Genomic DNA, 12,795 nt, shown 5'->3' with positions numbered 1-12,795 from the left:
GCTGCGGTGGTGACTTACATCGCGGCTGCCGACAGGTACGACTCCATGGTTTACCGGCGTTCGGGGCGCAGCGGGCTGCACCTGCCCGCCGTCTCGCTCGGCCTGTGGCACAACTTCGGCCACGACCGGCCGTTCGAGACCCAGCGCGCCATCTGCCGCCGGGCCTTCGACCTCGGCATCACCCACTTCGACCTGGCCAACAACTACGGCCCGCCGTACGGGTCCGCGGAGAGCAACTTCGGCAGGCTGCTGGCCGAGGACTTCCGCCCGTACCGGGACGAACTGGTCATCTCCACCAAGGCGGGCTACGACATGTGGCCGGGCCCGTACGGCAACTTCGGCTCGCGCAAGTACCTGCTGGCGTCGCTGGACCAGTCCCTGGACCGGATGGGGCTGGACTACGTGGACATCTTCTACTCGCACCGGTTCGACCCGGACACCCCGCTGGAGGAGACGGTCGGCGCGCTCGACACCGCGGTCCGCTCCGGGCGCGCGCTGTACGTCGGCATCTCGTCGTACTCCTCGGAGAAGACCGCCGAGGCCGCCCGGCTCCTCCGCGAGCTGGGCACGCCGCTGCTGATCCACCAGCCGTCCTACTCGATGCTGAACCGCTGGATCGAGGAGCAGGACCTGCTGTCCACTCTGGACACCGTCGGCGCGGGCTGCATCGCGTTCTCCCCGCTGGCACAGGGGTTGCTGACCGACCGCTACCTCGACGGCATTCCCGCCGACTCGCGCGCGGCCACCGGCGGCGCGCTCAACGAGGGCATGCTCACCGAGGAGAACCTCACCCGCGTCCGCGCGCTGAACGAGGTCGCGAAGCGGCGCGGGCAGAGCCTGGCCCAGCTCGCGCTGGCGTGGGCGCTGCGCGACGAGCGGGTCACCTCGGTGCTGATCGGCGCCAGCAGCGTCGCCCAGCTCGAGGCGAACGTCGGCTCGCTGGGCAACCTGGAGTTCGGCGACGACGAGCTGGCCGAGATCGAGCGCTACGCGGTCGAAGGCGACATCAACCTGTGGGCGCGGTCTTCCGCGCACTGACGTAGTGCTCGATGCCGTCGAGCAGGCGCCGCAGGCCGAACTCCAGATCGGGCAGGACCTCCTGCGCGAACTCGGTCTGCGGCGCGCCGACGGACTCGAACGTGCCGTCGGCCAGCATGCTCGCCAGGATCGGGTACTGCCCGGTCTGCGCGCCGAGCGCCAGCGCGGCGCCGAAGTCCTCCATCGGCTTGAGGTCGACCGAGAGCCGGGCGAGGCTGAACGTGGCGGCGTTGACGAACATCGTCACGCCGATCCGATCTCCCTTGTCCAGCCCCGATCCTTCGAGCGCGCGCAGGGCCGCCTCCAGCCACGCCAGCCCCTGCGGCCCGGACGGCGGGCCCTCGATCTTCACCGACAGCAGCCACGGGTGCGCCCGGTAGCCGTGCCACAACCCGCGCACCCAGGCCTCGATCTCCTCGCGCCAGTCACCTCCCGCGGGCTCGGGCGGCGCCCCGAGCGCGACGTCGGACATCAGCGCGACCAGCTGGTCCTTGCCTGAGACGTAGCGGTAGAGCGACATCGTGGTGTAGCCGAGTTCACCGGCGACGCGCTGCATGGACAACGCGTCGAGCCCCTCGGCGTCGGCCACCCGCACCCCCGCCCGCACGATCTCGTCGAGCGTGAGGCCCGGTTTCGGTCCCCTCGCCGGGCGTTCCCGGTTGCCCCACATCAGTTCCAGATTGCTGGCCCGGTCCTTCGGCATCTCCCACCCATCTTCGGCGCTTGACGGCCATCCTAGAACTGTGTATCACTTACACCGTTATGTGTATCAGATACACAGTTTGAGGGGCGGACCATGATCGAAGTGCAGGAGCTGGCGAAGTCGTTCGCCGGTCACCGCGTGCTCACCGGGGTCGACCTGCGGGTCGAGTCCGGCACGATGCTCGCGTTGCTCGGCCCGAACGGCGCCGGGAAGACCACCGTGGTGCGAATACTGAGCACGTTGCTCAAGGCGGACGCCGGGCGCGCCGCGGTGCTGGGGCTCGACGTGGCGCGGCAGGCCGCGCGCGTGCGGCGGTCCATCGGGCTGACCGGGCAGTTCTCCGCGGTGGACAAACTGCTCACCGGCCGCGAGAACCTGGAGCTGATGGGCAGGCTGCACCACCTCGGGCGCGGCGCGAAGGCCCGCGCGGCCGAGCTGCTGGAGCGGTTCGAGCTGACCGAGGCGGCCGACCGCCCGGCGAAGACCTACTCGGGCGGCATGTTCCGGCGGCTGGACCTGGCCGCGAGCCTGATCGCCGCGCCGCCGGTGCTGTTCCTCGACGAGCCGACCACCGGGCTCGACCCGCGCAGCCGCACCGGCATGTGGGCGGCGATCCGGCAGCTGCTCGACAGCGGCACCACGATCCTGCTCACCACGCAGTACCTGGAGGAGGCCGACCAGCTGGCCGACCGGATCGCCGTGCTCGACGGCGGGCGGGTGATCGCCGAGGGCTCGGCCGACCAACTGAAGGCCAAGGTCGGCGAGGAACGCGTGGAACTGGCGTTCGCCGACGCGGCCGCCACCGAACGCGCGCACGCGGTGCTGGCCGGTTCGGACGTGCTGCGCGGGGACGGGTTGTCCGTGCGCGTCGGCGGGGTGTGGGAACTGCGGTCGCTGCTGGACCGCCTCGACCGCGCCGGGCTGGAACCGGTGGGGCTGCAGGTGAAGAAGCCGACGCTGGACGACGTGTTCCTGAGCCTGACCGGATCGGCGCAGAAGGGACGGGTGGCATGACCCTGCGGTGGGCGGTGACCGATTCCGGGGCGCTGATCGGGCGGTCGCTGCGGCACATCGTGCGCAACGGCGAGCAGGTGGTGGTCGCGGTCCTGCTGCCGGCGATGATCCTGCTGGTCTTCCGGTACATGTTCGGCGGCGCGATCGCCACCGGCGCGAACAACTACGCCGACTACCTGATCGCCGGCATGCTCGTGCTGAGCGTTTCGATGAACTCCACCGCGACGGCGACGGCGGTGCGCGCGGACCTGGCCGAGGGCTTCGTCGACCGGCTGCGCTCGATGCCGGTGCTCAGCTCGGCGGTGATCATCGGGCACGTGGCCGCGGCGGTGGTGCGCAACGCGATCTCCACCGTGGTGATGCTGGGCGTCGGCATGCTCGTCGGCTTCCGGCCGCGCGCGGACCTCGACGGCTGGCTGGCCGTGGCCGGGCTGCTGCTGCTCTTCTCGGTCGCGATGGCGTTCCTGGCCGCGATCCTCGGCATGATCGCGAAAACCATGGAGGGCGCGAGCGGGCTGAGCGTGTTCCTGGTCTTCGCGCCGTACGTGAGCAGCGCCTTCGCCCCGTCGGACACGCTGCCGGGCTGGCTGCGCGTGGTGGTGGAGAACCAGCCGATCACCCTGGTGATGGACACCGTGCGGCCGCTCCTGCTCGGCCTCCCCACCACCGGCGACGGCTGGCTGGCGGTGCTGTGGTGGACCGGCATCCTCTTTGTCGCCGTCCCGATCACCGGGGTGCTGTTCCGCCGCGCCGCCCGCTGACCGCGTGCAGTGAATGTGGGGCGGTCTCAACTGGTTGTTGCAAGTAGGGCTTTGTCGAGTGTTTGTGCTGGAGTGTGCCAGTTGAGGGTTTTGCGTGGGCGGGTGTTCAGGCGCTGGGCGATGGTGTCGCAGTGGGTTTGGGTGAGGTGGCGTAGGTCTGAGCCTTTGGGCCAGTATTGGCGGAGCAGGCCGTTGGTGTTTTCGTTGGTGCCGCGTTGCCAGGGGCTGTGTGGGTCGCAGAAGTAGACCTGCAGGCCGGTGTCGAGGGTGAACTGGGCGTGCTGGGCCATCTCGTTGCCCTGGTCCCAGGTCAGCGATTGGGTGAGCGTGTCGGGCAGGGCGGTGATCATGCCGGTGAGCAGTGTGCGGACGTCGAGGGCTTTGTGACTGTCCGGTAGTGGTGCCAGCAGCACGAACCTCGAGGTCCGCTCGACCAGGGTGATCACCGCGCCCTTGCCGGTACCGCCCAGGAGCAGGTCGCCTTCCCAGTGCCCGGGAACGGCCCGGTCGGTGGCGGTGGCGGGACGCTGGCTGATCGGGACCATGCCGGCGATACGGCCCGCGCGGCGCGCCCCGGTGGCCGCGCGGGATCGGCGGCCGGTGCGGCCGCTGCGCAGGTGAGCGGCCAGTTCCCGCCGCAGCTCACCACGGCCTTGGACGAACAACGACTGATAGATCGTCTCGTGACTCACCCGCATAGCCTCATCATCGGGGAACAACGTCGGCAGCATCTGCGAGATCTGCTGGGGTGACCAGTCCGCTTCCAGCAGACCGGTCACCACCGCCGCCAGTTCGCCTGTCAGCAGGTGGGGTTTCGGGCGGCGGCCGCGTTCGATGGCCAGGCGCTGGGCTCGGTCGGCCCGGTAGCGGCGAGGCCGGCCGGTGATCGTGGTGCCGGGCCTGGAACACCGCGGTCCACCGCCGCGGCGTACTTCTCGTGAGATCGTCGAGGGGGACTTACCCAGGACTTTCGCGATCGCGTCCTGGGTAAGCCCCTGATCCAGACCGTTCTGGATCATCACTCGTTCCTCGCACGTCAACCGGGGTCCTGGCATGAGAGATCTCCTATCAGCTGCCGCTACTTGCAACAACCGATTGAGACCACCTGGCTTTCACTGCCGATTACGCGGTGAAAGCCACATTCACTGCATCCAGGCTCACCGGGCGGCGGCGGCCAGGCGGCCCGCCAGTACCGCGTGCCGCATCGCCCGCGCCATGCCGGGCGGGTCCGGCGCGATCGCCACCGCGGTATTGACCAGCACCGCGTCCGCACCCAGTTCGAGGGCTCTCGCCGCGTGCGCGACCGAGCCGATCCCGCATTCGACCACGATCGGCACGGTCGCCACCGCCAGCACCGACCGCAACGCGCCTTCGTCGGTGATCCCGCGCCCGCTGCCCACCGGCGACGCGACCACGCGGACCGCCGCGCAGCCCGCCTCGGCGAGCCGGGTGACCAACGCCGGCTCGGCGCTGACCAGCGGCAGCACGGCGAACCCCTCGGACAGCAACTGCTCGGCGACGGTCACCGTGGCCGGGCCGTCCGGCAGGTTCGCCACGTCGCGCACGTCGAGCTTGACGATCTCGATGCCGAACGAGGACCGCAGCAACCGCGCGGTCCGCAGCGCCTCGTCACCGCTGCGCGCGAACGACGTGGTGCCGACCCAGGTGAACGTGTCGACGTCGACGAACCGCGACAGTTCCGACAGCGCCACCCCGGACCGCCCGGTGCCGAGGTCGAGCGTGGTGATGAAGACGTCACAACCGCCGGCTTCGAGCACCTCGCCGATCAGTTTCGCCGAATCGTAGAGTTCCGCACCGAGCAGCAACCGCGACCGGAACTCCCTGCCCTTCACCCGCAACCAGGCGTGCACCGCCCAACCGTACCCCGATTCCGGCGAACCGGAATTTTATTGCACAATGCGCAATAGCCGCATTAACCAGGTGCCCATTTTCCGACGAAGCTGCCACAGGTGACGGGCTGCCCGGTCAGTATCGCCCTGATGTCGTTCTCCAGGTCCGCGTGGTCGAAGATCGGCGCGTCCGGCGTGGTCCAGCGCGGGACCTCACCGCCGTTGGCCAGCACCTCCGGCCGCACCGTCTGGAACAGCACCAGGTAGTCGCCCTCGCGGTTGAGCTCGTGCGACCGCTCGATCATCCTGGCCGGGCCGTCGCCGACCAGTTCCAGCGGCAGCGGCCATTCCAGCGGATACGGATTCCGCAACCCGAACACCGGATAGGCGAACGCATTGTCCGGCAGCACCGCCACCTTCGACGCGGGGAACCGGCGCAGGCAGGAATTCAGCTGGGAAACGTAGCGGTAAGTGGCCGGATTCGTGCGCACGCCGCGCATTTCCGGGGTGACCGCGCCGAGGTCCTCGGTCAGCCGGGCGGCGGGCAGGTCCAGGTAGGGCGCGCGGTCGTGGCGCTGCACCACGGCGAACCCGGCGACGGCGAACACCACCACCCCGGTCAGCGCGGTGATCGACCGGCCCGGCGACGGGACTGGCGGCATGCCCTCGACCAGCAGCAGGACCGCGGTCAGCCCGAGGCTCCCGGCGAGCAGCGCCGGGGTGTCCACGCCCCACGACAGGCTGATCAGGTAACCGAGCACGACCACCAGCAGGGCCGCGGGCGGCACCCGGCGGCGGGACACCGTGGCGACCACCAGCGCCGCGGCCGCCGCCCACCAGAGCACGTCGGCCCAGCGCGGTTCGCGCGCGTAGAACCCCCAGGCCAGCGCCGCCGTCACGGTCGCGGTACCGGCGAGCACCAGCGCGCGGTCCAGCAACGGCCACCGCCCGGCCAGCCGCACCACCACCAGCAAGGCCGCGATCCCGCCGAAAACCAGGATCAGCGGCACCGGCGTGTGCGGCAGCGGGACGCCGAGCGGGGTGAAGAAGAACTCGTCCACCCAGAACGCGACCAGCCGCTCGCCGTACGCCGGGACGCCGGTCGCCACCTGCGCGTACATCGACTCGTACCCGTCCGCCAGCCACACCACCGCGACGTAGGCGAGCGGGAAGGCGCCGAGCACCAGCAGATCCACCACGGTCCGGCGCCACCACCGCCAGGCCCGCAGTGCCCCGGCGCGGCCTGACGGGTGCAGCACCAGCCACACCGCGGCCAGCACGATCGCGGCCAGGAAGCCCTGCTTGACGAACCCCGCGACGCCGAACAGGAACAACCCCAGCCGCCGCGGCCAGGCGCGTCCCGACCGCAGTCCGGTGTCCAGCGCCCACGCACCGCAGGCCACCAGCGCGATGCCGTCGATGGTGTGCCAGGCCATCATCGGGAACCCGTTCAGGTTCAGCAGCGCCGCCGCGGCCACCAGCGCGGTGAAGCCCGGCCCCCAGGTCAGCACCGGGCGGCGGGTGACCAGCGCGGCGAGCGCCACGGTGGCCAGGGTCAGCTCCAGCATCGAGAGCACACCGGAGACCACGAACAACGGCCCCGGGATGAAGAAGTCCACCGTGTGCAGCAGCGCCGAGGCCAGCGGCCGCGCCGAGACGATGTCCGCGTGCGGGATCTCCCCGTGCAGGATCCGCCAGCTCTGCGCGAGGATGAAGCCCTGGTCGGAGGGGTGGAAGCCGAACCGGCCGAACCGCCACTCGGCCACCACCGCGAGCGCGGTGATCCACGCCGCGTGCAGCAGGATCCGGCCGCGCCGGGGCACCACGGCGACGGCTGGGGCGGGTGGCAGTTGCGCACGAACCGGACTGGCAACAGCCACGCTCGGATCCCCCCGACGGGTGAACGGATGACACCGGATCAACGCCCTCGGGAGCACCCAGGTTTCCGGGACGTCGCACTTTCTCCTTCTCTCGGACGCCCCGGTGATGTTTCAACCTTGTGACTCAGATCACAGCCGAACGAAAAGAAGTGCCGCCCCGATCCGCCCGGAAACTGAGGCCCGGCCCCAGTCCGAGGAGGATCGCCCGTGCGCATCACCGTCGCAGGCTCGATCGCCACCGACCACCTGATGACCTTTCCCGGGAAGTTCAGCGAACTGTTCCTGGCCGACCGGCTCGACCGCGTCTCGCTGTCGTTCCTGGCCGACCGCCTGGAGGTCCGGCGTGGCGGGGTGGCCGCCAACATCGCCTTCGGGCTCGGCAGGCTCGGGCTGCGCCCGCTGCTGGCCGGCGCGGTCGGCCCGGACTTCGGCGACTACGGCGACTGGCTGCGCGACCACGGCGTCGACACCGAAGCGGTGCTGATCAGCGAACACCGGCACACCGCGCGGTTCACCTGCACCACCGATCTGGAGCAGAACCAGATCGCCACCTTCTACCCCGGCGCGATGACCGAGGCCAAGGAGATCGACCTGGCCGGCCAAGGCCCGATCGACCTGGCCGTGCTCGCCCCCGACGATCCCGAGGCGATGCTGCGCCACACCGAGCAGTGCCGGGCGCTCGGCGTTCCGTTCGCCGCCGACCCCTCGCAGCAGCTCGCCACGCTGGACCGCGAACAGGTCCGGCAATTGGTGACCGGGGCGCAGTTCCTGTTCACCAACGAGTACGAGGCCGCGCTGCTGCAGGAACGCACCGGCTGGACGCGGCGGCAGGTGCTCGACCGCGTGCGCACCTGGATCACCACCTACGGCGGGGAAGGCGTGGGCATCGACGGTGGCCGCTCGCTGCGCGTGCCCGCGGTGCCCGCGCACGACATCGCCGATCCCACCGGCGTGGGCGACGCCTTCCGCGCCGGGTACCTGGCCGGGTTCGCCTGGGGCTGGCCGGACGAACGCGCCGCGCAGCTCGGCTGCGCGCTGGCCACGGCCGCGCTGGAAACCGTGGGACCGCAGGAGTACAAGCTGGTCGCCTCCGACCTCGCCGCCCGCGCGGCCGAGAGCTACGGACCGGCGGCGGGCGCCGAGATCGAGTCGCGATTGGCGGAGGTCGCATGACGGACCGGGTGCGGGCGCTGCGTGAAGCGCTGGCGAGCCGAGTGGTGGTCGCGGACGGCGCGATGGGCACCATGCTGCAGGAGCAGAACCCCACCATGGCGGACTTCGATCAGCTCGAAGGCTGCAACGAGGTCCTCAACGTGACCCGCCCCGACATCGTGCGGTCGGTGCACGAGGCGTACTTCGCCGTCGGCGTGGACTGCGTGGAGACCAACACCTTCGGCACGAACCTGGCCGCACTGGGCGAATACGAGATCGCCCACCGCATCTTCGAACTGGCCGAGGCCGGGGCGAGGATCGCCAGGCAGGTCGCCGACGAGTTCGCCGCCGACGGCCGCCCGCGCTGGGTGCTCGGCTCGATCGGCCCCGGCACCAAGCTGCCCACGCTCGGGCACGCGGCCTACGCGAACCTGCGCGACGCCTACCGCGACAACGCCGCCGGGCTGATTTCCGGTGGTGCCGACGCACTTCTCGTCGAAACCACCCAGGACCTGTTGCAGACCAAGGCCGCGGTGATCGGCGCCAAGCGCGCGCTCGCCGAGGCCGGGGCCGACCTGCCGCTGATCGTGCAGGTCACCGTGGAGACGACCGGCACGATGCTGCTGGGTTCGGAGATCGGCGCCGCGCTGACCGCGCTCGAACCGCTCGGCATCGACATGATCGGGCTGAACTGCGCCACCGGTCCCGCGGAGATGAGCGAGCACCTGCGTTACCTGGCGCGGCACGCGCGGACCCGCGTCTCCGCGATGCCCAACGCGGGCCTGCCGGTGCTCGGCTCGAACGGCGCGCACTACCCGCTGAGCCCGGCCGAACTCGCCGACGCGCACGAGGCGTTCATCCGCGACTACGGCCTTTCCCTCGTCGGCGGCTGTTGCGGCACCACCCCGGAACACCTGCGGCAGGTGGTCGAACGGGTCCGCGACCTGCGGCCCACGCCCCGCGACCCGCGCCCCGAACCGGGTGCCGCCTCCCTGTACCAGACCGTGCCGTTCCGCCAGGACACCACGTACCTCGCGATCGGTGAGCGCACGAACGCCAACGGCTCCAAGAAGTTCCGCGAGGCCATGCTCGAAGGTCGCTGGGACGACTGCGTCGAACTCGCCCGCGAGCAGATCCGCGAGGGCGCGCACCTGCTCGACCTCTGCGTGGACTACGTGGGCCGCGACGGCGTGGCCGACATGGCCGAGGTGGCAGGCCGGTTCGCCACCAGCTCCACGCTGCCGATCGTGCTCGACTCCACCGAACCGGCCGTTCTCCAGGCGGGGCTGGAAAAGCTCGGCGGGCGCGCGGTGATCAACTCGGTGAACTACGAGGACGGCGACGGCCCGGACTCGCGGTTCGCCAAGATCACCGCGCTCGCGGTGGAGCACGGTGCCGCGCTGATCGCGCTGACCATCGACGAAGAGGGCCAGGCCCGCACCCCCGAGCACAAGGTCGCGGTGGCCGAGCGGCTGATCGCCGACCTCACCGGGAACTGGGGCGTGCGCGAGAGCGACATCATCGTCGACTGCCTCACCTTCACCATCGCCACCGGGCAGGAGGAGTCCAGAAAGGACGGTATCGCCACCATCGAGGCGATCCGCGAGCTGAAGCGGCGCCACCCCGAGGTGCAGACCACGCTCGGCCTGTCCAACATCTCCTTCGGCCTCAACCCGGCCGCGCGCATGGTGCTGAACTCGGTGTTCCTCAACGAATGCGTGGAAGCCGGGCTGGATTCGGCGATCGTGCACGCGGCGAAGATCCTGCCGATCGCGCGGCTGGCCGACGAACAGCGCGAGGTGGCGCTGGACCTGATCTACGACCGCCGCCGCGAAGGCTACGACCCGCTGCAGGAGTTCCTCACCCTGTTCGAGGGCGTCGACAGCAAGTCCATGCAGGCGGGCAAAACCGAGGCACTGCTCGCGTTGCCGCTGGACGAACGGCTGCAGCGCCGGATCATCGACGGGGAGCGCAACGGGCTGGAGGCCGACCTCGACCAGGCGCTGGAGACACAACCGGCGCTGGACATCGTCAACCACACGCTGCTCGAAGGCATGAAGGTGGTCGGTGAGCTGTTCGGTTCCGGGCAGATGCAGCTGCCGTTCGTGCTGCAGTCCGCCGAGGTGATGAAGACCGCGGTGGCGCACCTGGAACCGCACATGGAGAAGTCGGACGCGGCGGGCAAGGGCACCATCGTGCTCGCCACCGTGCGCGGCGACGTGCACGACATCGGCAAGAACCTGGTCGACATCATCCTGTCCAACAACGGCTACACCGTGGTGAACCTGGGCATCAAGCAGCCGGTGTCGGCGATCCTGGAGGCCGCGGTCGAGCACAAGGCCGACGTGATCGGCATGTCCGGGCTGCTGGTGAAGTCCACGGTGATCATGAAGGAGAACCTGGAGGAGCTGAACCAGCGGAAGCTGGCGGCGGACTACCCGGTGATCCTCGGCGGGGCCGCGCTCACCCGCGCCTACGTGGAGCAGGACCTGCACGAGATCTACGACGGCGAGGTCCGGTACGCGCGCGACGCCTTCGAGGGGTTGCGCCTGATGGACGCGCTGATCGCGGTGAAACGCGGGGTCCCGGGCGCCACCCTGCCCGAGCTGAAACCGCGCCGGGTGGCCAAAACCACCACCGCCGAGGTGCTGGCGCCGCCACCGGACGAGGGTTCGGTGCGCTCGGACGTGGCGATCGACAACCCGATCCCGGAGCCGCCGTTCTGGGGCACCCGGGTGGTCAAGGGAATCCCGCTGAAGGACTACGCGTCCTGGCTGGACGAGGACGCGTTGTTCAAGGGGCAGTGGGGGCTCAAGCAGGCACGCGGGAACGGGCCGTCCTACGCCGAGCTGGCCGAGACCGAGGGCAGGCCGCGCCTGCGCGGCTGGCTGGACGAGCTGCACACGGCGAACCTGCTCGAAGCCGCCGTCGTCTACGGCTACTTCCCCTGCGTGTCCAAAGGGGACGATCTGATCCTGCTGTCCGAAACCGGTTCCGAGCGGACCCGGTTCTCCTTCCCCCGCCAGCCGCGCGGGCGGCGGCTGTGCCTGGCCGACTTCTTCCGGCCGGAGGAGTCCGGCGAGGTCGACGTGGTCGGCCTGCAGATCGTCACCGTCGGCTCGCGGATCGGGCAGCGGACGGCCGAGCTGTTCGCCGCCGATGCCTACCGCGACTACCTGGAGCTGCACGGGTTGTCGGTGCAGTTGGCCGAGGCGCTCGCCGAGTACTGGCACGCGCGGGTGCGCGCGGAACTGGGGTACGCGCACGAGGATCCGGCGGCGGTGGAGGACATGTTCGCGCTGAAGTACCGCGGCGCCCGGTTCTCCCTCGGCTACGGCGCCTGCCCGGACCTGGAGGACCGCGCGAAGATCGCCGCGCTGCTCGACCCGTCGCGCATCGGCGTCGAGCTGTCCGAGGAGTACCAGCTGCACCCCGAGCAGTCGACCGACGCGATCGTGCTGCACCACCCGGAGGCGAAGTACTTCAACACGGGAGCCCGGCGATGAAAACACCGAGCACGTTGCGCGAGGAACTGGCCAGCGGCCGCCGCACCTTCTCCTTCGAGTTCTTCCCGCCGAAGACCGAGGTCGGCGAGCGCCGGTTCTGGGATTCGGTGCGGCGGGTGGAGGCGCTGGCCCCGACCTTCGTCTCGGTGACCTACGGCGCCGGTGGGTCCTCGCGCGAGCGCACGGTGAGCATGACCGAGGCGATCGTCGCCGACACCACGTTGCGGGCGGTGGCGCACCTGACCGCGGTCGGGCACTCGGTGGCGGAACTGCGGCAGATCATCGGCCAGTACGCGGGCGCGGGCATCCGGGACGTGCTGGTGCTGCGCGGGGATCCGCCGGGTGATCCGCGCGCGCGGTGGATCGCCCACCCGCAGGGCTTCACCTACGCGGCCGAACTGGTGGCGATGGTCAAGGAGATCGGCGACTTCTCGGTCGGCGTGGCCGCCTACCCCGAGCTACACCCCCGATCGTCCGATGTGGACAGCGACACCCGGTACTTCGTGGACAAGTGCCGGGCGGGCGCGGACTACGCGGTGACGCAGATGTTCTTCGACGTCACGCACTACCTGCGCCTGCGCGACCGCGTCGAGGCGGCGGGCTGCACCACGCCGATCATCCCGGAGATCATGCCCGCCACCGACTTCAAGCAGATCCGCCGGTTCGCCGAGCTGAGCGACGCGTCCTTCCCGCCGGAGCTGGCGCGGGCGCTGGAGCACGCCGAGCCCGCGGACGCCTACCGGATCGGCGTCGACCACGCGACCGCGATGGCCGAGCGCCTGCTCGCCGAGGGCGCGCCGGGCCTGCACTACATCACGCTGAACAAGTCCGACGCCGCGCTGGACATCCACCGCCGCGTTCTCGGCGGCACCGTCCGCCGCGCCGCCTGAA

10 protein-coding genes are annotated in these 12,795 nt (G+C 70.4%); 6 read left to right on the top strand and 4 right to left on the bottom strand.

From position 1 onward, the window contains the following. Nucleotides 1–9: 9 nt before the first annotated feature. Nucleotides 10–1,038 carry an L-glyceraldehyde 3-phosphate reductase gene (mgrA, locus tag JYK18_RS23465; RefSeq protein ID WP_206804694.1) on the top strand — a complete coding sequence of 343 codons (1,029 nt, stop codon included), beginning with the start codon at nucleotides 10–12 and terminating at the stop codon, nucleotides 1,036–1,038. Here the strand turns inward: mgrA and JYK18_RS23460 are convergent. After that, nucleotides 1,007–1,741: a TetR/AcrR family transcriptional regulator gene (locus tag JYK18_RS23460; protein WP_206804692.1), complete on the bottom strand. Its 735-nt coding sequence runs from the start codon at nucleotides 1,739–1,741 to the stop codon at nucleotides 1,007–1,009. The two genes, mgrA and JYK18_RS23460, sit on opposite strands and share 32 nt — an antisense overlap. A gap of 93 nt (nucleotides 1,742–1,834) precedes the next feature. Between JYK18_RS23460 and JYK18_RS23455 the strand changes: the two genes are divergently transcribed. After that, nucleotides 1,835–2,755, top strand: coding sequence for an ATP-binding cassette domain-containing protein (locus JYK18_RS23455; RefSeq protein ID WP_206804690.1), 921 nt, complete (start codon nucleotides 1,835–1,837; stop codon nucleotides 2,753–2,755). Then, a complete protein-coding gene (locus JYK18_RS23450) occupies nucleotides 2,752–3,516 on the top strand; it encodes an ABC transporter permease (RefSeq protein ID WP_206804688.1) in 765 nt (254 codons plus the stop codon). The genes JYK18_RS23455 and JYK18_RS23450 overlap by 4 nt, the downstream gene beginning before the upstream one ends. 26 nt (nucleotides 3,517–3,542) lie before the next feature. On the opposite strand, the gene JYK18_RS23445 is transcribed toward JYK18_RS23450, so the two are convergent. The 3 genes from JYK18_RS23445 to JYK18_RS23435 all read right to left on the bottom strand — a co-directional run bounded on the left by JYK18_RS23445 (nucleotide 3,543) and on the right by JYK18_RS23435 (nucleotide 7,246). Next, the gene (locus JYK18_RS23445) at nucleotides 3,543–4,571 is read right to left on the bottom strand and encodes an IS30 family transposase (RefSeq protein WP_277992174.1); all 1,029 of its coding nucleotides are present in this window, start codon (nucleotides 4,569–4,571) and stop codon (nucleotides 3,543–3,545) included. Nucleotides 4,572–4,673: 102 nt separating this feature from the next. Beyond that, nucleotides 4,674–5,387, bottom strand: a complete 714-nt coding sequence (thiG, locus tag JYK18_RS23440) for a thiazole synthase (protein WP_206804686.1) — start codon at nucleotides 5,385–5,387, stop codon at nucleotides 4,674–4,676. A 62-nt stretch (nucleotides 5,388–5,449) separates the two neighbouring features. Further along, complete coding sequence (locus tag JYK18_RS23435; RefSeq protein WP_206804684.1) at nucleotides 5,450–7,246, bottom strand: hypothetical protein; 1,797 nt, start codon at nucleotides 7,244–7,246, stop codon at nucleotides 5,450–5,452. A gap of 207 nt (nucleotides 7,247–7,453) precedes the next feature. On the opposite strand from JYK18_RS23435, the gene JYK18_RS23430 reads away from it, so the two are divergent. Genes JYK18_RS23430 through metF form a run of 3 tightly spaced genes read left to right on the top strand, consistent with a single transcriptional unit; the run spans nucleotide 7,454 to nucleotide 12,794 of the window. Continuing rightward, nucleotides 7,454–8,419 carry a carbohydrate kinase family protein gene (locus tag JYK18_RS23430; protein WP_206804681.1) on the top strand — a complete coding sequence of 322 codons (966 nt, stop codon included), beginning with the start codon at nucleotides 7,454–7,456 and terminating at the stop codon, nucleotides 8,417–8,419. Next, nucleotides 8,416–11,904 (top strand): methionine synthase, encoded by a 3,489-nt coding sequence (gene metH / locus JYK18_RS23425; protein WP_206804680.1) that lies wholly within the window; start codon nucleotides 8,416–8,418, stop codon nucleotides 11,902–11,904. Before JYK18_RS23430 ends, metH begins: the two co-directional genes overlap by 4 nt. Further along, entirely contained in the window at nucleotides 11,901–12,794 is an 894-nt protein-coding gene (metF, locus tag JYK18_RS23420) for a methylenetetrahydrofolate reductase [NAD(P)H] (RefSeq protein WP_206804678.1), read from the top strand. The genes metH and metF overlap by 4 nt, the downstream gene beginning before the upstream one ends. The last annotated feature ends 1 nt before the right edge of the window (nucleotide 12,795 follow it).

Origin of the sequence: Amycolatopsis sp. 195334CR (assembly GCF_017309385.1) — a bacterium.
Classification (GTDB): Bacteria; Actinomycetota; Actinomycetes; order Mycobacteriales; family Pseudonocardiaceae; genus Amycolatopsis.
This window is presented reverse-complemented; position numbering and strand designations above follow the sequence as displayed.